We start from the raw sequence: 22,371 nt of genomic DNA, 5'->3' as shown, positions 1-22,371 counted from the left end.
CGGAGGCACCGCCCACTGTTTCGGGATCACCGGAGCGCGTTTCGGATGCACCGGACGCGGTTTCGCAGACGCCTAAGCGGAACCAGGACGATGAGCCGGTTCCGGGATCTGCTGGGACCGGAGCTGCTGCGCGGCTGACCCTCTCGCAGGTGCGGACCGCCGTCCTGATCGTGCTCGCGGCGCTCGCTCTCGCGGGCATCGGCCTGTACTTGTCGTTCGAGCACGTCGCCGTGTTCGCCTCCCGCCAGCTGCGGTTCTCCTCGCTGTGGCAGGGGCGCCTGTTCGCGGTCGGCGTCGACGTCGGCATCATGGTCATGATCGCGGTCGACCTCCTGATGGCGTGGCTCAAGCGCCCCATCGGCTGGATCCGCTATCCGGTCTGGCTGTTGACCGCCACCACCGTCGTGGTCAACGCGGCGTCCGGAGCCCCGGCGGGGTCCTGGCGGCTGCTGGACTACGTCGCCGCCGGCGCCCACGGCGTCGTGCCGGTGCTGTTCATCGTGGTGGTCGAGCTGGGGCGTACCGCGATCGACCGCGTGGTACGGCCTGACCAGCCCGAACGCGAGGCGATTCCGTGGCTGCGGTGGATCCTCGCCCCGGTCGCCACAGGCAGGATCTTCCGCCGGATGCGCCTGTGGGGCGTCACCTCCTACCCGGAGATGATCCGCCGGGACCAGGAGCTGATCGCCTACGAGCTGTGGCTCAAGCGCAAGCACGACGGCGATCTGTCGGAGGCCGACGAGGACGAGCTGCTGCCGATGACGATGGCCCCCTACGGCTACACCGTCGCCCAGGCCCTGGCCATGCCCGATGAGCAGGAGCGAGCAGCCCAGGAGCGGCAGGAGGAAGCCGAGCGGCGCCGCCTGGACGCGGAGACGCGCAGCGAGATCGCCAAGTCCCAGGCCGAGGCCGAGCGGCTGCGCGCCAAGGGCGAGGTGGAGACGGTCCGCGCGCAGATCGACGGGCAGACCGGCCAGGCCCGAGCCCACGCCCGTGCCCGGGTCAGCGCTGCGGAGCGGGCTGCTGAGCTGGAGCAGCAGGCCCTGGACAACGCGGTGGTCGCCGAAGCCCGCGCCCGCGAGGCCGAGGCGGAGCGCAAGGAGGCCCAGGAGCGCGAGGCCAGGGCTGCGGCGGACGTTCGCGCGGCGGAACTGGAGCGCCAGGCGGCCGAGAAGCGGAGGCTCGCGGCGGAGGCCGACCGGGTCGCGGCGGCGGAGGCTCAAGCCATCGAGACGGCGGAGATCGCGGAGGCCCGGCAGCGTGCTGCCGAAGCCGACCGCGCTGCCGCCGAAACGGAGCGGGCTGCTGCCGAAACCCGTCGCCGCGCTGCCGAAGCCGACCGGCTCGCGGCGCAGGAGAACGAGCGCAAGGCGACCGCCGACGCGACCACGCAGGCGGCCCGCAAGCGTGAAGCCGAAACCGAGTACGCCGCTGCCGAAACCCGGCTCGCCGCCGCCGAAGTAGAGCGGCGCGCGGTCGAAATCGAGGACGTGGCGAAGCTCAAGCCGCGCGAGCGGGCGGTCCGCCGGGTCGCCCGGATGATCCTCGGGGTCGGCGGCGACGCCGACCGGCTGCCGCTGGCCGACATTCAGGCCGAGCTGGCGGTCGCGTCGCCCGGCACGGCCTCGGAGTACCGCCAGGAGGCCGCCATCCTGCTCGCCGACGGCTACCGCCCCTGACCTGCCCCTCGTCCGGCACACACCAGTGAGGGCCAGCCCGACCGAACCGGGCTGGCCCCCGCTGCGACTGCCGGAAGCAGTCCACAGCAATCCCCAGTACACCAGGAGGAGTTCCCGCCGTGAACACCAACGACCCGAACGGGGCTGCGCCGTTGCGCGACGTGGCGCAGAACCCCGACGCCTACGCCCGCTACCTCGCCGACATCCAGCGGGTGCTGCTGGACGTGCGCGGGCACCTGGAGACGCTCCGGGACGAGACCCGCGTGCACTGCCGCGGCGTCCACGTGGACGGTGACCGCTGGTACCACGCCCGCATGCGGGCCCTGCCGGTAGAGAAGTCCCTGAATGCCGTCCTGCGGGATCTGAATTCCCTCACCGAAGGGCTGGAGAAATCCGCGTACAAGCGGCGCGCCCACGACGAGACGGTCGTGAATACCGGAAAGGCCAGGAAGGAAAAGCGCTTGGAGAATCAGCGAAAGAAGGCACTCAAAGCGGGCGGCGCGCCGCATTCGGTGCCGCAGCAAGGTTCCGTCGGTCAGAAATCCGGGTATGGTGGTCCCAGGTCGATTTACGACCTCGAGGACCGCCGGGAGTCCGCGTGACAGGCCGCCCGCTCACCCGGGTTGAGCGCAAGCAGTTCAACCGGGCCCAGCATGAGCAGAAAATCAGAACCGAAATGGTGACTGCTCACGGCGAGGAACTCGGAATGTTCTACTACTGGCTTCGGCTGATGAATATCCGGGGCACGCAGGCATTCCGTTCCGGTGAACTCGGGTTCATCCGGGATGTGGCCCTGGCGCTGGAGAACGTCTACCGCCGCCACAACTGACCACGACGCACGAAGGGCCGTCCTCGACGCGAGGGCGGCCCTTCGGCGTCTCCCAACGCGTGCCGCGCGAGACGCGTACCGCGCGTGCCGCGCACGCGTGTACGCGAGGCGGCGATCCCTTGTCAAGCTCCACGGAAGGAGGGAGGCGGACATGGCAGACGATGAAAACGGCGAAGGCAACGTCGTTCATCTCGCCAGGCGTCCCAACTCCGGGACTGTTCCCAACGCCCCTGATATCAGCGGCATGTTCTACACCCCGCCCGCTGATACGGATTCCGGCGACACTCCGCCGGAATCCGATACGGAAACCACTATGGAATTGCCGAGGATTCCGGGCGCGCCGGATCCGGCGGACGCATTGCGCTCCGAGGGGATACCGGAAGAACCGGATTCTGAGGATGAATTCGAAAGTGACGGCGAGTATGTGAACCACCGGTCTCTCGCGGATCGTCTCGGGGACTGGATCGAGCACCGTATTGGTATCCGCCAGTCGCTGCATGATGCGGAAATGCCGCTGCGTGAGGCGGAGATCGCCCGGAAAGCGGCGCTTTTGCAGACGCGTACCGAGCACCACACCGCGATGGCGAAGCACAATGCGAAACTGCGCCAGGCCAAGGCGGCGGCGGGTTCGGGTGCGGTGCCGGACAAGGGCGGCGTCAAGCCGTCCCGCACTGGCAGCGGTGGCGGCTCGCGCGGCTCGGGTGGCCGTAGCGGCGCCACTGGTGGCGGCCGCGGTGGAGGCGGCCGTGGTCCCGCAGGAGGCGCCAAGCCCACCTCGGGAAGCGGCAGCCGTGGCAGCGGCGGCGGTGCGCGTGGGACCGGTGGCGGCCGTAGCGGCGGCGCCGGTGGTGGCCGCGGTTCCGGTGGCGGCACCAAGCCCGCCTCAGGTGCCGGCGGCGGTCGTGGCAACGGTTCTGGTGGCGGTCGTGGTGCCGGTGGTGGTGGCCGTGGTCCCGGTACGGGTGGCGGCCGCGGCGCGGGAGGCGGGAGCAGGAACGGCAACGGCCGTGGTTCCGGCGGTGGTCGGGGCTCGGGTGCCGGTGGTGGTGGCCGTGGTGCCGGCGGTGGTGGGACCAGTCCGCGGGTGGAGCGGGCGCGGGGTCGTCAGGAGCGGGCGGCGGCGCGGCAGGCCGCGCGTCTGGAGCGGCGGGGTGCCACGCATGAGGCCCGGCTCGGTGACCGCGTGGCGGGCTGGGACCGCAAGCGGACCCGCAAGGATGCCGCCCGGGACGAGCGGGACGCGGCCCGTAAGGCGCGACGCCAGGAGCGGCGCCAGGAGCGCGATGCGGCGCGCCGGGCGAAGCGCGAGAAGGTGCGCGCCCGCAAGGAAGCCGAGGACCGGACCACGCTCGGGGAGGCGATCGCGGAAGAAGCGCAGCGGCGGTGGGACAAGCGGCGCGCGGACGCGGCCGACAAGGACGGTCCGGAGAAGGTCGACCTCGGCAAGGACAAACCCGAGCCGGGGGATGGCAAGGGCGGGGAGGCCGGCAAGGAGCAGTCTGGCGGCGCGTCTGACGCTCCCGCAGGAGGGGGCGGCCCGGATACTCCGGGCGAGTCTCCGCCGGGCGGCAGCGGCGCGTCCAGCGGCTCGGGCAAGAGCAAGCGGCGGCGGGTCCGCCGCCCGCGTGGCAGCCGCCGCACGAAGGCTGACGCACCGCCCGGCGACCCGTTCGGTCCGGACGATTCCGGTCCGACGGTGGAGTGGCCCGACCGCCCCACCCACCCCTCGCCCTCCGGTGGGGGCGGGGAGGACATCGAGGACGCGGTGATCATCCCCGATGATCCCGCCGCCGTGACAACCGGCGTCAAGGGCCTGCCGCCCGCACCGGAGTCACACACCCAACGGCCCGGCACCAGCCGGGAACCGGAGCCCGACGCCCCGGAGAGGCAGCCCGGTGCCAGCCGGGAGCCCGGCCGAGGCAGCGACCGGCAGACCAGCACAGAAGGGAGCAGTGTGAGCATGCAAGCGCAGCACCAGACGGACATCACGTTCGACGGCTACCTGGTGGAGATGTCGAACATCGCCCTGAAGGCGATCGCCGATCAGGACCAGGCCGAGACCATGGCTGAGCAACTTGGCCAGATCGGCGCCGCGTTGAAGGAGATGGCCGACGACCTGGCCGACGACCACAACGTCACCGCGGCGGTGACCGAGCAGATCGCGGAGCTGTCCGAGGCCGCGGGCCGCATGCAGAAGCAGGCGCGGCGCTGCGCGGAGGAGTGCGAGGCAGCGCGAGAGGCGGCCAAGGTGGCGGCCACGATGGTCGCCCGCGTCTACGGCGAGGACATGAACGCCAAGGAGGAGGCCGGGCTGAAGACCGTCTCCGCCGCCGCCCACCACGACTGAGGAGCCCCTGATGAGCAGTGACATCGTTCCCTACACCGGTGGTGCGGCCGCGGCCGGTGACAACCGCTACAAGGCCGTCCAGGCGAAGCTGTCCCGGCTCGGGCAGCGCCTGGACGAGGCCGCCGACGACCTCGAGGCGCTCAGGAAGCGGATGAAGGCCACCGCGGACCACACCACGAGCGTGGGCGACGACATCGAGCACGCTGGCCTCGACGGCAAGTTCGTCGTCCTGACGGAGCACGTCGCCGAGGCCCTCGGCGGCGCCGCCGCCCAGGTCGGCCGCCTGCGGGCCATCACACAGGACACCGCAGGCCACACCTTCCAGGTCAAGGGCTCGCACGCGAAGCTCTACGGGCGGCTGGACGAGATCCGCTCCAACCGGCGGGAGAAGACGCCCAAGCCCGGCTTCTTCATCCGCTGACCTCGCCCGCACCCCGGCACAACCCCTCGATCCGCCCCGGGCGGCCCGCGTGGATCGCGGGCCGCCCGTCCCGTTCCCGTTCCTGAAGGAGCAGCTGGTGTCTGTCACACCGCGCGGTGTCGTGCTGGAGCGCGCCGCCTACACGCTCGCCGCGCCGGTGCTGGCCGTGGCCCCGAACCTGTACCCCAACAGTCCCGTCAACACCGTCATCGAACTGGCCGGCGCCGCGGGCACCGTGGGCATGGTGCTCGCCGCACGCGCCAACGAACTCGGTGCTGGGCCGCGCATCCTGCGCTGGTGTCCGCTGGTGCTGGCGGCCGCGGTGGAAGTCGTCGCCCGCAACACGCCCGGCTGGGGCCCGTGGTGGCTCGACGGGCTGCTCGCCGCAGGATGGGCGGGCGCCGGCCTCCTGGTGCTGCCGTTCTCCCGCCTGGCCCGCCGCCACCGACCCGCCCACGGCCCGCTCCCCCAGCTCGAGGCCGCCCCCGAACCGGTAGCGCCGGTGCGGCCGGACGACGGCGCGGACCAGCTCACCCGCGACACGCGCACCCTGTGGGAGCGCGCCGGAGCACCCGCTCGCACCCACATCGTCAAGGCCTCCCGGCACGAGGGCATGCGGCATGATCTGACGCTGCTGCTGTGCTCGGCCGAGACCGGACGGCCCATCAGCGGCCTGACCCAGGCGCACGTCGCTGCCGCGTTCGATATCCCGGAGACCGACGTCGCCCTGGCCCCCGTTGCCGCTCAGCCCGGTCGGCAGGGCGGCCCGGGCTGGCTGGAGGCCCACCTCACCCCCGACGCGGGCGCCCGCCGCCGCAGGAAGCCGACCGATGAGCAGCGGTGGGCGGACCGGGTCGGCGCGCCGAAGGGCGGCGCCCCCGGCTCGGTGCTGGTGGGCAAGTCCCGCGACAACGACCGCAAGGTGTCGTTCTACCGGGCGCGGATGGCCGACCCGACCGAGACGCCGCGCGTCGACCTGGCGAAAGTCTGCCGCGCCCTGGAGCTGCCCGAGGACGACTCGTGCGTGTTCGTCCTCATCGACGGCTCGGAGTTCCTGATCAGCGTCTTCGACACCCCGCCGCTGAGCGCGGTCTTCCCCGCGACCCGGGAGCTGCTCACCCCGGACGCGAAGGGCATGTACGTGTGCGGGTTCACCATCACCGGCCAGCCGGTGCGCAACTTCGTCCACCAGCACGACAAGAACGCCGCATGCCACGGCCTGATCCTCGGAGTCAGCCGGTCGGGCAAGACCCAGTTCTTTGCGATCAACATGGCCGCGCAGTCTTTGGCCGGCCATGTGGTGTGGCTGTCGACCGTCCGCAAGGACGAGAAGACCACCGTGCTGAGCCGGTTCATCGACCGGCAGGGCTCGAACGCGCTGTGGATGGCCCGCCAGTTGCGGGCGGCGAAGGCGCTGTGCGAGATCCGCGCGGAAATGCCCTGGCCGCACGACGGGCAGCCGCACGACTACAAGCCGGGTGATCCGCGCTGCCCGTACCGGCAGCTGAACGTCTACGCCGACGAGTACATGACCGCTGCCAAGGACCCCCAGTTCGGCACGGTCATCCAGGAGACCGGCGATGACCTGACCGTCACCGGGCTCAAGTATGGCGTTGGCTTCAACCCCGCTGGTCAGTCGCCGTTCGCGGACGACGGGTTCTCCACCGAGATGAAGAACAACATGCGGCAGAACTCACGGCCCGTGATCTTCAACATGGGCAATCCCGGTGCCACCCGCAAGGCCGCCGAGGGCACCATGGAGAACCCGTATGAGGTGCCGACGATCCCGGCCCGCTACTCCCGCAGCGAGGGCTCGGTCATTGAGCGGGCCATGCGCGGCGAGGCCGACCCGGAGAACGGTGTCAGCACGGGCGGCGTCGCGATCATCGTCCTCGACAACGGTCGCGCGGTGCTGATGCGGTCGCTATACGCGGACTTCGACACCGACCTCGCTGACCTCTTCCCCGAGCAGGTCAACCGGCTCACCGACTACGAGATCGCGGAGCTGGACAAGCGCGGCCTGTGGTTCGACTGGAACGAGCCCATGCGTCCCGGCGAGTTCTGGCCCGAGCCCGACGACGACGGCGATGGCGACGGACGCCGCCGCCGCAGCGGAAAGGGCAACAAGGGCGGGGGCCAGCACGGCGGCCGCGGTACGCAGAAGGTCACCTCCGCCCGCCAGGCCCTGGAAGCCATCAAGTCCCTCAACAACGCCTGAACCACGCGCTGCACGACGTCCTGTCGACGCCGAAGGGCGCCGCCGGACACCTGACCGGCGGCGCCCTTCCCCATACCCACGGAGCCCCCGATGCCGCAGCCCTCCCCCAGCCCACCCGCCAACACCACCACGACACCACCGCCGACAGATCTGTCCCTCGAGGAGCGCATGGCGTTCACCACCGTCGCGATGACGATGCGGCTGGATGAAGCCGCCGTCGCCTACGAGGTCAACACCGCCCACCTGGCGACCCCGCCCGTCGTCCTGGCCGACGTGGTCACCGCCCCACTCCCCCACCCGCCCGCCCTGCTCCCGGCCCCGTACCGCACACCGGTCGCCGCGCTGCTGCAACGCGCCCACCAGCGGCTGCTGACCGGCGGCTGGTGCACCGGCGCCCTGGTCGACGACCAGGGCGCCGTCTGCCTGCTCGGCGCGATCCGCACCGAGGCCGGCGGCGACGCCGGGCTGGAGCGCGACGCGGTCAGCGTGCTCCTGGACGCGATCCGCCGTCATTGCGGCGCCGTCGACTCCGTGCCCAGCTTCAACGACGCGTTCAGCAGCAGCCGGGTGCCGGTCCGCATGGTCGACCAGGCCGCCTGCCTCGCCGACGCCCGCGGTCTGTAACCCCACCCCGTCACCACACCACCACCCGCCTTCGCGAAGGAGACGCCTGACCGTGCCCGCCAACGACAAGCCCATCAACGACCACCCCCAGCACGACCGGCACCGGCGCTCTTGACACCCGGCCTGGCCGGTCCCGCCCGCGAGGCGGCCGCCGCCACCTACGCCATGCGGGAAGCGTCCGACCTGCCCCCTCGAAGCAGCCCGCACGGAGGCGCACCGCGCTGCCGACGCCCTCGTTGACACAGCCAACCAGTACTTCAGCTGAAGGAGATACTCCGTGCCCACTGCGACCCCGTTATCCGAAGAAGCCGCCGTCCGTGCCCACCGGCGCCGCGTCGGCCCCCGCCAGCCCGGCGCCGTCTACCAGGACGCCCGCGGGCACATCTACCGCGTGGACGCGATCCACTTCGGACAGGCCGCCCGCACCGCACTCGGCCACCCAATGTCCTGGGCCATCACCGTCACCGGCGCCGACCGCCGCCAGCTCACCCACTGCACCCCCTGGGACCCACGCCGCAACCGGATCCGCACCGACCTGTGCAGCGTGTGCCTAACACCCTGCCACCACCACGGCGACACCTCGCCCGCGCCGCCCGCCAGCGCACCGGACAACACCGTGCTGGACAGCGAGTTGACCAACGTAGCCGCCGAGATCGGGCGCACCGACGGCAAAGCCTCGATGCTGCTGGCGTTCGTCGGCGCTGGGCTGGCAGGCCTCGCTCAGATCACCGTCCACGACGGCGTCCCGGCACTGGCGTGCGCCGCGCTCGCCGCCCTCGACCTGGCCGCCGCTGCCGTCGTCCTGCTGCTCGCCGTCCGGCCCCGTCTCGGGGGCGGCGTCGACCGGGCATTCCCACACTGGGCTCGCCTGTCCCCCGCCGAGGTGCGTGCCGCCCTCGCCACGGACGACCGCGCCGCGCGCATCGTCACCCTGTCGCGCATCGCACTCCGCAAGTACCGCTACTTGAGGGCGGCCGTGCAGCTGTGCATCGCGGCCGTACCGCTCGCCGCACTCGCCGTCGCACTGCACTGACAGCACATTGCCGGGTGGCGCCAACGCCCGCCGGACAAGCCATCGTCGTACGCGGCAGCTACCACCCCCGGCATGGGCCCCGAAGCCGGAAGGCAACCCGTCGCCGGTTGCACGCGACTCACTCGGATCGGTGACATTCGGGAGCGCAAGCGGTTGATCTGCATCGATGCGCATTTGAGCAAGCAGTTGAGCAAGGGGCCACGTCGAAGGTCGCTGGCAGGTCACCAGAAAGGGACTGCCGTGTCCTCTACCGAGAAGCTCACCGCTCTTCACCCGACCGCTCACCGGTCTTTACGCCGCAAAGCCGAGCTACGGCACGGTCGGCGACTCGCCAAGTCCCGGCCGACACCACGGAATCTGGCCAACCTCGCCCAGCGCCCCGCAGACGCCCCGGCGGGGCGTTGGGCGCCCCTACTTCTCAGCCTGGAGGAACTCGTGATCGTTCCGCGCCCGCGCCGCCGCATTGGTCGTCCGCGCCCGCGTCACCCGGGCCCCCGGCCCCGCTACCGGCACCGTCCCGGTCGACTGCCTTCCGCCTGGAGCCAGTGATGGACCGCCAGGACGCGGACTAGGGAGTGCTCGGCACTGACCTGTACGACGACGGAACCTTCCCGGAGTTCACGTGGAAGCAGGCGCCCACAGGCCTGGCCACCCGTCGTCAGTTACGCGCCATGGGACTACGTCCCGGAGGCCACGAGCCCGTCGGCCGGATCACCTGCCGGGGCGGGACCCGCTGGGCGTGGCTGTATCGCGTCGACCTGGCGGTGCCGAAGTTGCCGATGAGCTACGCGAAGGAAGCGGCGCTCGACCGCGCCATGGAAGCCCGGCAGCGGTGCCCCGTCTGCTCGCGGCGCTACCACCAGTGCCTCCCGCTCCGAACCCTGGGCGCTTGCCTCGAGTGCTACGACGGCACGCCAGCGGACCCCGACAGCTACACCGCTCCCCCGGCCGAGCATCACCTGGCCGCCTGACCCACCGCCACCAAGCCCCGGGCTCCCGGTCTCCTTCGGCCGGGCGCCCGCCCCTCGAAACCCACGGAGGTCCCACATGCGATCTTCTGTCCGTCACACGCTGATCAGCCTGTTCGACTCCCTCGACACGGGAATCAGCATCTGCGCGGCGTTGGCCGGCGGCGCCTTCGGAGCCTGCCTGGCCAACGTCGACCTCCCCACCACATGGTCCAGCCATGTCCGTATCGGCGCTATCGGGGCGCTCGCCTTGATGAGCGCGCTCGCCGTCGAAGCCGCGGTCAGCTCCCTTCTCGTTCCGATCCGTAAGCGCGTCAGCGCCGCCCGCTACTCCCACCCCGACCGCCTCCACATCGCGCCAGCGGCACCCGGCTCCACAGCAGAGGGACTGGCGCAGCTCACCGACGCTGTTGTGGCCGACGCGGCTTTCCGAGCCGCATGCAGGTCCTACGGCATCGACTACGGCGAGAGCTACCTGCGCGATGCGCAGCGCTGGACCGGTTACGAAGATGGCACTGCGGCCTTCTACATCGCCCCCGGGGTGATGCTCCACCACCGCTGTGGACACGACACCTACGGCATCACGTCGCGGTTCACGCTGGCGGCAGCGAACGGCGATCTGGTCGACATCGCCACCCTCGACCAGATCCGCCAGTACCTCACCCAGCACTCCGCCGCTGACCGCAGGAACCACACGCTCTTGGCGCTGGAGGCCTGACGAACGTGCTCGCCCCGGCTCAACCCCCGCAGCGGGCTTGAGACGACCTCCTCACCCGACAGACAACAGGGCCCGGATGAACACCGGGCCCGGATCCCCAGACCCCCACCAGGAGGAAACATGGCCGTCGACTTCAGCATCGAGGGAACCGTCGAGCTGTGCCCACCCGTCCCGCTCGCGCTGCTGTGGGAGCTGACCGAAGACGGAGATTTCCACGTCGCCCCTCACGGCATTTCGGAGGGCGAGCTGACGGCCCTGGCCGAACGCGAGGCGTGGGTGTTCGTGCCCGATCCCGACAGCGGAACCGACGAGCAGGGGCGCCCGAAGACGATCAAGCACTTGCGGGTGAACGACCCTGAGATCTACTCGTTCTCGATCAACGACCGACTCGTGGCCCTGTCCGCGTGGATGAGCGAAGCCCACGACTTCGACGGGGAGCTGCACTACCAGGACGGCGACGTCGGCACGAAAGGCGTGGTCAAGCCGGTCGGCAACGGCGCGGAACCCGAGTGGCACGAGACCTCCGGGCGCCTGTGGTGACACCACCGGCGCCCGGGCCCCGCACACCGCGGAGGCCCGGGCGCCCCGGCCCACCCCCCCCACCCCGCGATACGGAAGCGACCCCTGTCATGAACCCCGGCCGCCTGACCTGGGCTGCCCGCTCCCTCGACCCGCAAGGAGATCTCGTATGACCTCGGTGCTATACCCGGACCTGCCCGAGAACGGGCTGATCGTGCTGATCGGGGCCTCCGGCTCGGGCAAGTCCACGCTGGCCCGCACCTGGCCGGCCTCCCAGGTCCTCTCCCTCGACGGCCTGCGCGGCACGGTCAGCGACGACCCCGGCGACCAGGGCGCCACCGGCGACGCCACCGACGCCCTCAAGCTGATCCTGGAGCGCCGGATGGCCCGCAAGCTCAACACGGTCATCGACGCCTCCAACGTCGAACGGTCCGTGCGGGTGGAACTGGTGACGGCCGCCAAGCGGCACGGCATGCCGACCGTCGCGGTCATCGTCGCCACACCGCTGCCGGTCTGCCTGGAGCGCCAGGGCATGCGGTCGGCCAACCGGCGCATACCCGAGGACGTCGTCCGCTCCCAGCATCAGGCCATGGTCGCTTCCCATCAGCGGCTCGCGGCCGAAGGCTTCAACACGGTGGTCTTCGCTGACGCCCTGTACCGCCTGGAGCCGTTCCTGAAGCGGCTCTCGCAGGAGCGGGAGGCCGACCTCGGGCGCGACGGCAGCAGCTTGGGCGACCTGTGGCTGGCCCGCCGCTTCTTCGGCCCGGAGATCCTGCCGTTGTGGCGGTGGCGGCCGGGCTCGGACCTGGTGACCGGCCGGGACCGCGTCGCGGAGATCCGCCTCGGACAGCAGTACCTCACCCTCGCGCTGCGCGAAGACGTCGACGGCGAGGGCGACTTCGGCTTCGACATCTTGCTGCCGTGCCCCTTCGACCCGGAGTGCGACGGGCAGGCGTGGGCGCCGGCCTACAGCGTCAGCTGCCTGTTCCGGGCGCTGACCGGCGCCATGGACAACGACCCGGACATCGTCTGCACCGTCCACGGCGACGGCGTCGACCTTGAGGCCGACGACCACGCCCTCCAGGACGACGACCCCGAGGGCCGCGCCGACCTCGAGGCGCAGGCCCTGGAGGCGATCAGCGAATGAGCGCCAAGTCCCCTGTGCGCGGCTGGGACCAGGCCGACTTCCGGTGCGGGCGGTGCGGCGCCCAGCACACCGCCCACACCGAGGCCGACTACCTCAAGGTTGTCGGCGCCCACGGTGACGCCCACGCCGTGTGGGACCGGCTGAACCCCATCGAGCGCGACGGGATCACCTCGATCCTGCGCACCGTCCTGTCCGCGCCGGAACTCGCCGTGGAGCTCCTGGCGCTCGCCGACCGGCAACCGGCCGGGGGCGAGGGCCGGTGAGCCGGACCGCCGACGGTCCGCACCCCCATCCGCTCACCCCGGCCGACCTCCCGCCCGGCGATGAATGGTTCAGCGGCTGCCCGGACTGCCACCTCCCGATCCAGAGCGGGGGCTCAGGCCTGGCAGCGCACCGCCGGACCGTCCACAACCCCCGCCGTGACTACGGCGACCGCCGCACCCCCATCACGATCCGGCTCGACTTCTGACAGGAGCCCCCTCATGGCCGTCCAGACCAGGACCGACACCTTCGCCGCGCTCCGCGACTGCTTCGCCACCGACCTCGCCGCCCTCATCGGCGACCAGGCGCAGCGCGATGACACCCCGAACGCCTTCATCGACCTGGTCGAAGAGGTCCGCGACGTCCTCGGCTCCTCCAGTATCCGCGCCTGGCAGGACGCCAGCGAGGACCTGGACCGCGCGGCCAGCTACCTCAACGACGCCTTGACCGGCGTGGACGGCGACCAGCGCTCGCTGCTGGCCCAGGCGCGCGCCCACCTGCGCGACGGCATCGAGACGGCCAGCTGATCCCGCGCCTGAGTTGAGCGCACTCTGTGCCGCCCCCGCCCCGCACCCGCGGGCCGGGGCGGTCGCAGTGGCCCCTCAACGCACGGACAGCGAGAGGAGATGGACGTCATGCCCCTGCCCTACTTCGAGGTCGACGTCCCGATACACCGCACCGGTCAGCCCGGCCTGAACGGCGTGCACATCTTCACCGGCCGCGCCGACAGCCGAAGCGCCGCCGTACGGATCGCACACGAGGTCTACGACGCGGCACGCGCCGCGGCGGCGGCCGGACGGGAGATCCCCCACGGGCGGCCGGATGGCTGGGGAGCCTGCGGCTACCGGCCCGGCTGGGAGCTCGACTGGCCCGCCGCGACGGCCGACCGCTGGAACAACCCCAGCTGGACCCGCACCGACGACGGCGACTTCGAGATGTAGTTCTGCCCCGGGACGGTCGCCATCGGCCTGGTAACCACGTCGACCGCCCCGGGCCCACCCAACCCGTACGAGACGAGAGGGAGACCCTCAGTATGGACTCCGTCCTGCACCCCCGGGGCCGAATCGGCCCGCGCACCCTCCTGGTGACGACCGCCGCCTTACCGCTCACCGGCTGGGCGGTGCACGCCGTCACGCTCCACAAGCATCTCGCCGTCACGCGGAAGGACCCGCTGACCGGACTGCTGCGCCGCGACGCCTACACCGCCCGCGCCCGCGGCATCCTCGCCCGGCACGGCGACCACACGGTGCTGGTCATGGTCGACGCCGACCATGTTGACCGGACTAGCGGTGAGTAACTCGGTGTGTCGGAAGTGGAGTTGATGGGGGCGACGGTACGAGTCATACAGCCATTTGGAGGAGGAGCTGTATGCCGTCGTTCGGAGGGGTCCACCGTGACCTCCAGTCGATTCGTCTTGCCCGGTGGGGTCGTGTCGTGCCCACCGGTGAAGTGATTCCGTACGTGGTCGTGGACCATGAAGGCCGTCCGGTGGAGCCGATCCAGCGCTTCCTGCGCGACTTCATGGGCCGAGGCCATTCCGCAGGCAGTGTCCGCAGTTACGCGTTTGACCTGCACCGATGGTGGCGTTTCCTCGTTGCGATCGATGTCTCGTGGGACCGAGCCACGTCGGACGACGTGCGTGATTTCGTGCTGTGGATGGGCCAGGCCGACAAGCAGCGGCGTGCGCCGAGGACGAAGTCCGCGGGGTTGGCGGGGCAGGTCAACCCGATCACGCGCAAGGCCTATCCCGGAGACCGGTACAGCGCCCGGACGATCCGGCACAGCAACGCGGTGCTGCGGTGTTTCTATGAATACGTGATCGATGTCGGGCAGGGCCCGCTGATCAACCCGGTGCGGCGGGACCGTGTCCGGGGCCGGCGGGCGAACGCACATCACAATCCCCTTGAGCCGTTCCGGCCGGAGGGCCGCCTTCGTTACAACCCGAAGCTGCCCCGGCAGAAACCGCGGGCGATGCCCGATGAGCGGTGGAACGACCTGTTCGCGGCGATGAACTCGAACCGGGACCGGGCGATCCTCGCCCTGGCGGTCAGCACGGCCGCCCGCGCCAGCGAGCTGCTCGGCATCCGGGGTGTCGATCTGGACTGGGGCGACCAACTGGTTCAGGTCCGGCGCAAGGGCTCAGGGGCGATGCAGTGGCTGCCAGCCAGCGCTGAGGCCTTCGTCTGGCTGCGGCTCTATCTCGACGAGCTGGGCAAGCTGAGCCCTGGCGATCCGATCTGGTTGACCCTGCGGCGCCGCGAGCGCACACCGGACGGGCTGGCCCACCGCCCATTGACCTACGACGCCCTGCGGGCAGTGCTGCGAAGGGCGAACGACGCCTTGGGCACCAACTGGACCATGCACGACCTGCGGCACACGAGTGCCTTGCGGATGATCCGCTCGCACAAGCTGTCTCTGCGAGACGTCCAGGTCATCCTCGGACACGCCCATCTCACCACGACACAGATCTACCTCGTCGAAGACGATCACGAGGTTCTCCGCAAGGTCCGCCGCTACCTCGCGGACCGCGCTGAACCCGCTGCGGCACCCCAGCCGGAACCTGGTGGCGTCGGCTACGACGCCGCCGACCTGGCCGTGCTGCTGGGAGGAGACCTGAAGTGACCGCCACTTCGACCGCTTTGCCGGTCCCCGGCCCCCAGACGGTCACGGAACACGCTGAGCCCGAACGAGAGCCGACCCGCGCTGGGCGCGCGGACCACCTGTCCTTGGACGAGGTGGTCACCTTGATCGCCGACCACGCGCAAGATATGGGCTACCCCGCAGCCCGATGCCGCGACCGGATCGCCGGGACACGCAACATCCTGGAATGGCTGGAGTCCCACCCAGGCGAAGGGTGGCAAGAACGGTGGATCGCCGCCGACGCAAACGCCGGACTGGCCTGGGCGGATGTCCTGCCTCCGGGGTCGGACGCCGCGAGGGACCGTCGGCGGGCCGTCAACACTGCCGGTCTGGGGAGCCTGCTCGTGAACCGGGTGGTCCTGCCCAGTCACGACCTTCTGGCCGTGGTTAACTCGCGCACCCTCTTCCGGGACACCCGCCAGACGGTTCAGCCCGAGCTGTTCGCCCGGGTCGTTGAGCAGGAGATCGCTCGGCGGATGCCCGAGCGCCGCCGGGAGCAGGGTTTGAACGTGCTCGCGAAGCTGGTCCTGCACACCGGCCGCGACCTGGACCAGATCACCGGCCGGGACTTCGAGGATTTCCGCTCATGGGGCCTGGCCAAGAACGGACTCGTCCCGCACGGCATTGTCCCGGCCTGGGACCTGATGCGGGGCATCGGGGTCCTGCCGCAGAACACCACCTACAAGCAGTTCCTGCATCGCGGGCAGAGGCCGACGGCCGAACTCGTCGACAGCTACCACCTTCGCTGTCGGCCGGTTCGTGACGCTCTTGTCCGCTATCTCGACGAGCGCCGGCCCAGCCTGGACTACGCCTCGTTCCTTGCCCTGCTCGGCATGCTCGCCAGCACGTTCTGGGCGGACATCGAGCAGCATCACCCCGAGGTCGACAGCCTGCACCTTCCCGAAGACGTTGCAACGGCATGGAAGGAACGCGCGAAGTACGTCACCAAGCGCCGAACCGCGCCGCGGCCGCGCAAGACCTACCTGCTTCTGCTGGTCCAGGTCCGCAGTTTCTACCTGGACATCCAGGAGTGGGCGCTGGAGGACCCGACCTGGGCGCCGCACGCGGTCCCCAGCCCGATTCGCCGCGGAGAGACCGACGGCCTGCAAAAGCACCGCCGCAAGACCGTCGCCAGGATGCACCAGAGGGTCCGCGAGCGGCTGCCGCACCTGCTGGTCCTGGTCGAGACGGCCGAGCGTCACCGCCACGATCAGGAAGAGCTGCTGGCTCTGGCACGGTCAGTGCCCGTCGGCGAAGAGTTCGAGCACGAGGGCACCCGTTACCGGCGCTTCGTATTCCAGACCTACCTGAAATACGCGCCCCGGGCCCGCGGAGAAGCGGTGCTGGTCGAGAGCCTGTCGACCGGGGAGACCGTCGACCTGTTCCAGAGCGAGGACGAGGCGTTCTGGGCCTGGGCGGTGATCGAGACCCTGCGACACACCGGCATTCGCCGGGAGGAACTGCTGGAGATCACGCACCTGGCCCTGGTCTCCTACCGCCTTGCCGACACCGGTGAACTGGTTCCTCTCCTTCAGATCGTGCCGTCGAAGAATGACCAGGAGCGGCTGCTGCTGGTCAGCCCCGAGCTGGCGAGCGTGCTGGCCACGATCATCACCCGGCTCCGCAATGCCAACGGCGGCGCGATCCCGAAGGTGAGCTACTACGACGCTCATGAGCGGGAGTTCGGGCCCCAGCTTCCCCACCTGTTCCAGCGCCGGACACGGGGGCACCGCAGCGAAGTCATGTCCCCCACGACAGTGCAGAACCTGCTGGACAGCACCCTGGCCCGCACCGGCCTGCGGGACGCCGCCGGCGAGCCGTTGAAGTACACCGCTCACGACTTCCGCCGAATGTTCGCCACCGAGGCAGTCACCGGAGGCCTGCCCGTGCACATCGCGGCCAGGCTCCTCGGCCACGAAGACCTGAACACCACCCAGGCCTACCTGGCCGTCTTCCAGGAGGACCTCATCCGCTCCTACCGATCCTTCCTCGCTCAGCGACGTGCACTTCGCCCCGAAACCGAGTACCGCGAGCCGACGGACGAGGAATGGCATGAATTCCAGCGCCACTTCGCACTTCGGAAGGTCGAGCTGGGCACCTGCGGGCGCCCCTACGGGACGCCCTGCAAACACGAACACGCCTGCGTCCGCTGTCCCATGCTGCGGATCGACCCCTCCCAGCGCAGCCGTCTCATCGAGATCATCCGCAGCCTCTCCGACCGCATCGACGAGGCCAAGGACCACGGCTGGCTCGGCGAGGCAGAAGGACTCCGGGTCAGTCTCGATGCCGCGCGCAACAAACTCGCGGCCCTCGACCGGGCGGTCAAACGCTCGGACACCCGCGTTGCCGATCTCGGGATTCCGCAGATCAGGAACCGAGAGGGGACCTCTTGATCACCGATACGAATCTGTCCTTCGGCCTGGTTCGAGATCAACCGGCAGGAGCCAGTGAGCCTTCGCCGCCGAGCAAGTCGAGGATGTGGGGCCACGCAGCCTTGCCCAGGAGCGCGTCAGCTTCAGGTGTGCCCCCGTACTTGAAGTGGTGGGACTCCGATGCCGGGCTCTCGCCAGGAAGGCGTGGTCGGTGGCCGGCGTCGTCGCGGGCGATTAGACGCACGGTCGCCCCGGCAGAGCGTCGACGCTGAGCGATCTGTTCAGCGAAGGTAAGCGACGGCCACATCGCGTCGTCGCCGCCCGCGACCAAGACCAGATCGGCTCTGGCTGCTTCCACGGGGATCTCCGCCAGCGAAAGCGAGTGGGCGAAGGTCCGCTCACTCAGTTCGTACCATCCGCGGATGGCGACGGGGCCGCTGTCCGGCTCCGTGGGAGTCCAGGAATCGTCCATCGGGACAAAAGGCAGGGGCCGCTCCCGCCAGGTCCAGGACGAGCGATACGGGTGGTGCTCTCCGTCGCGGCCTGGGCCGACGTTGCACCAGACCCGCGAGGTGGGCGACAGCGCGATGGCCACGTCCACGCGCGGGTCGTACACCGCTGTGAGCAAGGCGGCTTCAGCTCCCTTGGAGGTGCCGAGAATTCCGATGCGGTGCGCACCGCCCAGTCGGAGGAAGTCGACGGCGGCGGTGAAGGTCTCCAGGGGAACCTCGCAGATTCCTGGGGACTGACCGGGCCCGCCGAACCAGCGCATCGCCAAAGCTGTGAAGCCTTGCTGAGCGAGGATGCGCGCTCGCTCACGTTCGATGCGCCCGCTGGATCCTGCCAGGACCAGAACGCCGACATCACTGCCGCGAGCGGGAGCGAACAGAACGCCTTCCCAAGGATCAGTCAGCTCGCGCTCAGTGATGTCCACCCGCTCCCCCTGTCGTCACAACTCAGAAATCCCTGTCCAGAACGCGGGGTGCGGCCCATCTACCACAGCAAAGCCGCACCCCGCCTCCATCCACATGGAGGTCTCCATCATGACGGCCTACACACCACCTGAGTTAGTCCGGGAAAACCGCTTCATGGCCGTGAACGACACGATGGGCCACCCGGCCGGCGACGCCGTCCTCGGCCTGAACCCAGCTGAGGAGGGCTCCCCCATGAGCCGCACCAGCCAAACCCCCTTCCCGCCCGCGTTCGTCGACGACCTGCCCGCCCCCGCCCGCGACGGGCACAGCAGCCGCCAGGAGGCGCTCGCCCGCCTGGAGCTGGAACTGATCCCCATCCGGCCCACCCCCTACCACCGCCCCGGCCACCCGCACGTCATCGCGGCGGGCCAGCGGGAACCGGTCACGGCGGAGCAGGCCGCCACCAACCGCGCCCGCTTGCGCGCCGCCCTCAACACCCCCAGGAGGCGAGCCGCATGAGTACCGCCACTCCCCCACCGCTGGACCTGCTCATCGGCGTGCAACAGGCCGCAGCCTTCATCCGCCGTACCGCCGAACACCTCGCCGACCAGGACCTTCTCGCGAAGACAGTGAATTGAGGGGAGGGAGCATGCAGAGCCGAGCCAGATGAGAGGGGTGGGGTACCAGTACGCGATCCGTACCGGAACCCCACCCCAAGGGCCCCTGGCGGTATGTGGGGGAGCGGTTCAGCCAGTGGGAGCCAGCAAGAGTTCGATGAGACGCTCTCGGTTCTCTGGCGACATGCGCTTGTGGACCTGGTCCGCCACCCAAGAGGGGTCATGCCACGCGTTGTCCTGGACGGGAATGCCGGGAGCGGCGTTAACCGGGTTAAGGGTCTCGGGCGCCGGTGCCTGCGCTGGGACACCCGGATCAGTCAAGGCGACGGTGGGGGAGTGGCGTTCCCCGGCTGCGTGTTCGGTCGTTGTCCCGTCGGCTCCCGGCGAGACGCCGCTGGCGGGCTCCGGCGCCGCCTTGCGCGGGGCACGCGGGGCCTTAACCCGGTTAAGGACTCGCTCGGCCTCGGCGTGCTGTTGGTCTGCCGGGAGACGGCCGATCCGACGGCCGTCGCGTACCTTCAGCTCGCCTGCCTCGACCTTCTCCTGCAGATCCTCCGGCAGCTCGAGCAGCGCCAGTCTTTGCGAGACCCACGCGCCGGACTTGCCCAGGCGCTGTGCCACTTTCTCCTGGCTGCCGTGTGTGGCGAGGAGGCTTTGCACTGCGCGGGCCTGGTCCAGAGGGGCGACATCCACGCGGTGAATGTTCGCGATCAGTGCCGCCTCGAGGATGTCCTCGCTGGAAGCAGCGAGCTGGTCGTTGATGTAGATCTGCAGTCGCTCGATCCCTGCCAAGTCGGCCGCGCCCAAGCGCCGGTTGCCGTCGATGACAACGTACTGGGCTGAGCCGATCGCCTCCTCTTGGCCCGGGTGCACTGCGAGGAAGGCGCCGCGGGTGACGACTGCCAGTGGCTGCAGCTGCCCTTTCTCCTTCAGCGACGCGGCCGTCTCCTCCAGGTCGGTCAACTGCTCGCGCACGTTGAACGGGTTGTGTGCCAGGGCCGAACGCGGCACCTGGGTGGGCGGTGCCACACCGTCGGTGGCCACCCCCGTGGCTGCTGCGATCGCCGCGCGCCTGGAGCTGACGGGCTGGGCCCGAGCGAAGGAAGCCGAGGCGCGGAGCTTGTCTGCCTTGCTCATGAGATCTCCCGGGCGAGGGCGCGCAGTGCGACCGCCTGGTCGCAGCGGGGGGCATACGACAGCAGCGGTCGCTTCAGCCGGACCGCTTCCTTTTGTTCCTTCAGGTCGCCGATCACGGCGACCACGCGGGGATCCCTTATGTCGATCCAGGCCTGGAGAGAGGAGGTGGCGATGTATCCGCGGCGGCCGTCGTAGAGGTTGACGACGATGCCGAGGTAGTCGATGTCCAGGCCCAAGTCGTCGCGGAGGTCGGTGATCTGGCGGGTCAGCAGGTCGTAGGCGTCGGCGGAGGAGTCCTCGGCCTGGACGACGATCAGCGCGCCTGATGCGCCAGGTTCTTCGCCGTCGCGTCGTCGCCCGTAGAAGACGGCCGCGTCCATGCTGAGTCCCAGGCTCGGCGGGCAGTCGATGAGGATGACGTCGTAGTCCTCCTCTAGGGGTGCTAGTGCGCGCTCCAGGGCGCCTTCCCGGGCCCTTACGGTCGACAGGCGCACATCGAGCAGGAATGCGTCTGTGCATGCCGGCAGCAGGTGCAGGCGGTCGCCGAAGCGTTCATCCTCGATCGGCACGACCAAGTCGCGGATGGGTCCCTTGCCTTCACCGGCCATGTGGGCGGTCAGGCTGTCTTCGCCCATAGCCAGGGGTTGCTGGCCCAGCTGCTTGGTCAGGTGCCCTTGAGGGTCGAAGTCGACGAGCAGTACGCGCAGCCCGGGGCCAGGCAGCTCCTCACGCTCGCCCGCCGCGGCATCGGCGGACAACACCGCCAATGCGCGCGCCGTCTGCACTGGATACAGGGTCCGGTCGTCCTCGGCCAGCGCCTCGCCGGTGCCAGCGGTGATGGCGGTCTTGCCAACGCCGCCCTTCTGGTTGCACACGATGATCCGCCGTACCACTGACGGGCGCCGGACCTCGGGAGCCGGGTGCTTGTCGAGCCACAACTGCACGGCCTGGCCCAGACCTTGGGTCAATGAAACCCCGCGGGTCTTGCAGTCGGCCTTGAAGCCTTCCCACTGGCCGACGGGCAGCCAGGTGGAGAAGGAGTCCGCTCCCGATGTGTCGACAGATGCAGGGGCGGAGGCCAGCCCGCACCAGGCCGCGATACCTGCCTCGACCGCGTCCTGGATGTCGATGCGCAACTGCGCTGTACGGACCTTGAGTTCCTGGCGAAGCCAGGACGGTAGCTTGGAGACGACCTTCTCGCGGTCGCCCTGGGTCGAAGGCGAAGTCATGCAAGGGACTTTACTAACGTTCTGAGAGAAGTGAAGTACCGGTGCGTGACTTTGGTAACGATCACCGCAATGGTCTACAGTGGTGCGAACTCAAGCGCAGTCGGCGTCCGAGCGCCCGGGGTCCTGCCTCCTTCCTTCGGCTGCGGGTAGTCGGGGGAGTCTCACGAAGCGACGCCCGACTACCCGCCGTTCACCCAGCGGCTCATAAGCCCGACGGCTAACTACATACATGACCAAGGGGCCGCTGGCGGGGCTCTCCATCTAAGTGAATGGGTTGTTGTCCGCGGACAACAACCACCAGGACGACGTCCAGGCGCGCGTCCAGCTCAGGGCCTGGGGGAACACTCTGACGCCGATGAGGTCCCAGGCGCTCGGTTGGGCACTTCACAGAACCGAACTCCACGAAACTGCCCGTCATCCCGTCACGACGCCGCCTCGACGCTCGAACAGCGGTCGCCCCATGAGATTCTGTGGTCCCTGTGGCTGATGAGGAGGGAATGGCCTCGATGCGACCGGGTCGTGCGCAGCGAATGCTGATCGGGGTGGTCGTCGCGGGTGCGCTGGTCATCGCCGGCATCGGCTTCGCCGGCTCCTACGCGGCCGTCCGCGCGCTGGCCATCAGGAAGGGATTCGGCGACTTCGCCTACTTCTTTCCGATCGGCATCGACGCGGGCATCTGCGTCCTGCTCGCGCTGGAC

General features: G+C 69.9%; 25 protein-coding genes. 22 read left to right on the top strand and 3 right to left on the bottom strand.

All coding sequences use genetic code 11. The features are described from left to right. Window positions 1-149: 149 nt before the first annotated feature. From K7472_RS33300 to K7472_RS33570, 19 genes are all read left to right on the top strand, one after another. On the top strand, window positions 150-1,679 hold the full coding sequence (locus K7472_RS33300) for a DUF2637 domain-containing protein (protein WP_308014156.1): 1,530 nt from the start codon (window positions 150-152) through the stop codon (window positions 1,677-1,679). Window positions 1,680-1,798: 119 nt separating this feature from the next. Continuing rightward, window positions 1,799-2,281 (top strand): hypothetical protein, encoded by a 483-nt coding sequence (locus tag K7472_RS30280; RefSeq protein WP_222982139.1) that lies wholly within the window; start codon window positions 1,799-1,801, stop codon window positions 2,279-2,281. Then, window positions 2,278-2,508, top strand: a complete 231-nt coding sequence (locus K7472_RS30275; RefSeq protein ID WP_222982138.1) for a hypothetical protein — start codon at window positions 2,278-2,280, stop codon at window positions 2,506-2,508. The genes K7472_RS30280 and K7472_RS30275 overlap by 4 nt, the downstream gene beginning before the upstream one ends. Before the next feature lie 151 nt (window positions 2,509-2,659). Then, window positions 2,660-4,855 (top strand): ATP/GTP-binding protein, encoded by a 2,196-nt coding sequence (locus tag K7472_RS30270; protein WP_222982137.1) that lies wholly within the window; start codon window positions 2,660-2,662, stop codon window positions 4,853-4,855. Window positions 4,856-4,865: 10 nt separating this feature from the next. Continuing rightward, window positions 4,866-5,276 carry a conjugal transfer protein TraB gene (locus K7472_RS30265; protein WP_222982136.1) on the top strand — a complete coding sequence of 137 codons (411 nt, stop codon included), beginning with the start codon at window positions 4,866-4,868 and terminating at the stop codon, window positions 5,274-5,276. Window positions 5,277-5,373: 97 nt separating this feature from the next. Then, window positions 5,374-7,494 carry a chromosome segregation protein ParM gene (locus K7472_RS30260; protein ID WP_222982135.1) on the top strand — a complete coding sequence of 707 codons (2,121 nt, stop codon included), beginning with the start codon at window positions 5,374-5,376 and terminating at the stop codon, window positions 7,492-7,494. 90 nt (window positions 7,495-7,584) lie between these two features. Continuing rightward, a complete protein-coding gene (locus K7472_RS30255; RefSeq protein ID WP_222982134.1) occupies window positions 7,585-8,118 on the top strand; it encodes a DUF6197 family protein in 534 nt (177 codons plus the stop codon). Between the two features lie 277 nt (window positions 8,119-8,395). Then, complete coding sequence (locus tag K7472_RS33575) at window positions 8,396-9,151, top strand: Pycsar system effector family protein (protein ID WP_308014155.1); 756 nt, start codon at window positions 8,396-8,398, stop codon at window positions 9,149-9,151. 575 nt (window positions 9,152-9,726) lie between these two features. Then, the gene (locus tag K7472_RS30245; RefSeq protein ID WP_222982133.1) at window positions 9,727-10,122 is read left to right on the top strand and encodes an RRQRL motif-containing zinc-binding protein; all 396 of its coding nucleotides are present in this window, start codon (window positions 9,727-9,729) and stop codon (window positions 10,120-10,122) included. A 76-nt stretch (window positions 10,123-10,198) separates the two neighbouring features. Continuing rightward, a complete protein-coding gene (locus K7472_RS30240; RefSeq protein WP_222982131.1) occupies window positions 10,199-10,837 on the top strand; it encodes a hypothetical protein in 639 nt (212 codons plus the stop codon). Window positions 10,838-10,957: 120 nt separating this feature from the next. Beyond that, window positions 10,958-11,377, top strand: coding sequence for a hypothetical protein (locus K7472_RS30235; RefSeq protein WP_222982129.1), 420 nt, complete (start codon window positions 10,958-10,960; stop codon window positions 11,375-11,377). A gap of 148 nt (window positions 11,378-11,525) precedes the next feature. Further along, on the top strand, window positions 11,526-12,503 hold the full coding sequence (locus K7472_RS30230) for an ATP-binding protein (RefSeq protein ID WP_222982128.1): 978 nt from the start codon (window positions 11,526-11,528) through the stop codon (window positions 12,501-12,503). After that, on the top strand, window positions 12,500-12,766 hold the full coding sequence (locus K7472_RS30225; RefSeq protein ID WP_222982126.1) for a hypothetical protein: 267 nt from the start codon (window positions 12,500-12,502) through the stop codon (window positions 12,764-12,766). The genes K7472_RS30230 and K7472_RS30225 overlap by 4 nt, the downstream gene beginning before the upstream one ends. Then, window positions 12,763-12,972 carry a hypothetical protein gene (locus tag K7472_RS30220; protein ID WP_222982124.1) on the top strand — a complete coding sequence of 70 codons (210 nt, stop codon included), beginning with the start codon at window positions 12,763-12,765 and terminating at the stop codon, window positions 12,970-12,972. Before K7472_RS30225 ends, K7472_RS30220 begins: the two co-directional genes overlap by 4 nt. Before the next feature lie 13 nt (window positions 12,973-12,985). Further along, complete coding sequence (locus K7472_RS30215) at window positions 12,986-13,291, top strand: hypothetical protein (protein WP_222982122.1); 306 nt, start codon at window positions 12,986-12,988, stop codon at window positions 13,289-13,291. Between the two features lie 108 nt (window positions 13,292-13,399). Beyond that, the gene (locus tag K7472_RS30210) at window positions 13,400-13,705 is read left to right on the top strand and encodes a hypothetical protein (RefSeq protein WP_222982121.1); all 306 of its coding nucleotides are present in this window, start codon (window positions 13,400-13,402) and stop codon (window positions 13,703-13,705) included. 92 nt (window positions 13,706-13,797) lie between these two features. Next, a complete protein-coding gene (locus tag K7472_RS30205) occupies window positions 13,798-14,061 on the top strand; it encodes a hypothetical protein (protein WP_222982120.1) in 264 nt (87 codons plus the stop codon). Between the two features lie 71 nt (window positions 14,062-14,132). Beyond that, complete coding sequence (locus K7472_RS30200) at window positions 14,133-15,386, top strand: tyrosine-type recombinase/integrase (protein ID WP_222982118.1); 1,254 nt, start codon at window positions 14,133-14,135, stop codon at window positions 15,384-15,386. Continuing rightward, complete coding sequence (locus K7472_RS33570) at window positions 15,383-17,797, top strand: tyrosine-type recombinase/integrase (protein ID WP_308014154.1); 2,415 nt, start codon at window positions 15,383-15,385, stop codon at window positions 17,795-17,797. The genes K7472_RS30200 and K7472_RS33570 overlap by 4 nt, the downstream gene beginning before the upstream one ends. 37 nt (window positions 17,798-17,834) lie before the next feature. On the opposite strand, the gene K7472_RS30190 is transcribed toward K7472_RS33570, so the two are convergent. Next, complete coding sequence (locus K7472_RS30190) at window positions 17,835-18,710, bottom strand: acyl-CoA thioester hydrolase/BAAT C-terminal domain-containing protein (RefSeq protein ID WP_222982115.1); 876 nt, start codon at window positions 18,708-18,710, stop codon at window positions 17,835-17,837. 154 nt (window positions 18,711-18,864) lie between these two features. Here K7472_RS30190 and K7472_RS30185 point away from each other — a divergent pair, with 154 nt between their 5' ends. Beyond that, window positions 18,865-19,209: a hypothetical protein gene (locus tag K7472_RS30185; RefSeq protein ID WP_222982113.1), complete on the top strand. Its 345-nt coding sequence runs from the start codon at window positions 18,865-18,867 to the stop codon at window positions 19,207-19,209. Beyond that, entirely contained in the window at window positions 19,206-19,328 is a 123-nt protein-coding gene (locus tag K7472_RS33295) for a hypothetical protein (RefSeq protein WP_289679309.1), read from the top strand. Before K7472_RS30185 ends, K7472_RS33295 begins: the two co-directional genes overlap by 4 nt. A gap of 108 nt (window positions 19,329-19,436) precedes the next feature. On the opposite strand, the gene K7472_RS30180 is transcribed toward K7472_RS33295, so the two are convergent. Next, window positions 19,437-20,444 carry a ParB/RepB/Spo0J family partition protein gene (locus tag K7472_RS30180; RefSeq protein WP_222982111.1) on the bottom strand — a complete coding sequence of 336 codons (1,008 nt, stop codon included), beginning with the start codon at window positions 20,442-20,444 and terminating at the stop codon, window positions 19,437-19,439. Then, a complete protein-coding gene (locus tag K7472_RS30175) occupies window positions 20,441-21,673 on the bottom strand; it encodes a ParA family protein (protein ID WP_222982109.1) in 1,233 nt (410 codons plus the stop codon). The genes K7472_RS30180 and K7472_RS30175 overlap by 4 nt, the downstream gene beginning before the upstream one ends. A gap of 497 nt (window positions 21,674-22,170) precedes the next feature. Here K7472_RS30175 and K7472_RS30170 point away from each other — a divergent pair. Next, on the top strand, window positions 22,171-22,371 hold a 201-nt coding region (locus K7472_RS30170; RefSeq protein WP_222982182.1), incomplete at its 3' end, for a DUF2637 domain-containing protein.

It is taken from the genome of Streptantibioticus parmotrematis (genome assembly GCF_019890615.1).
In the GTDB taxonomy this organism is placed as follows: domain Bacteria; phylum Actinomycetota; class Actinomycetes; order Streptomycetales; family Streptomycetaceae; genus Streptantibioticus_D; species Streptantibioticus_D parmotrematis.
Note: the sequence above shows the minus strand (reverse complement) of the source record. Positions and strands in the feature narration are given on the sequence as shown.

Coding starts and splice junctions, on each gene's coding strand:
- K7472_RS30235 (WP_222982129.1), top strand. CDS start 10,958: ATGGCCGTCGACTTCAGCATCGAGGGAACCGTCGAGCTGTGCCCACCC.
- K7472_RS30200 (WP_222982118.1), top strand. CDS start 14,133: ATGCCGTCGTTCGGAGGGGTCCACCGTGACCTCCAGTCGATTCGTCTT.
- K7472_RS30265 (WP_222982136.1), top strand. CDS start 4,866: ATGAGCAGTGACATCGTTCCCTACACCGGTGGTGCGGCCGCGGCCGGT.
- K7472_RS30215 (WP_222982122.1), top strand. CDS start 12,986: ATGGCCGTCCAGACCAGGACCGACACCTTCGCCGCGCTCCGCGACTGC.
- K7472_RS30175 (WP_222982109.1), bottom strand. CDS start 21,673: ATGACTTCGCCTTCGACCCAGGGCGACCGCGAGAAGGTCGTCTCCAAG.
- K7472_RS30185 (WP_222982113.1), top strand. CDS start 18,865: ATGGCCGTGAACGACACGATGGGCCACCCGGCCGGCGACGCCGTCCTC.
- K7472_RS30205 (WP_222982120.1), top strand. CDS start 13,798: ATGGACTCCGTCCTGCACCCCCGGGGCCGAATCGGCCCGCGCACCCTC.
- K7472_RS30255 (WP_222982134.1), top strand. CDS start 7,585: ATGCCGCAGCCCTCCCCCAGCCCACCCGCCAACACCACCACGACACCA.
- K7472_RS30225 (WP_222982126.1), top strand. CDS start 12,500: ATGAGCGCCAAGTCCCCTGTGCGCGGCTGGGACCAGGCCGACTTCCGG.
- K7472_RS30180 (WP_222982111.1), bottom strand. CDS start 20,444: ATGAGCAAGGCAGACAAGCTCCGCGCCTCGGCTTCCTTCGCTCGGGCC.
- K7472_RS30270 (WP_222982137.1), top strand. CDS start 2,660: ATGGCAGACGATGAAAACGGCGAAGGCAACGTCGTTCATCTCGCCAGG.
- K7472_RS30210 (WP_222982121.1), top strand. CDS start 13,400: ATGCCCCTGCCCTACTTCGAGGTCGACGTCCCGATACACCGCACCGGT.
- K7472_RS30230 (WP_222982128.1), top strand. CDS start 11,526: ATGACCTCGGTGCTATACCCGGACCTGCCCGAGAACGGGCTGATCGTG.
- K7472_RS33295 (WP_289679309.1), top strand. CDS start 19,206: ATGAGTACCGCCACTCCCCCACCGCTGGACCTGCTCATCGGCGTGCAA.
- K7472_RS30240 (WP_222982131.1), top strand. CDS start 10,199: ATGCGATCTTCTGTCCGTCACACGCTGATCAGCCTGTTCGACTCCCTC.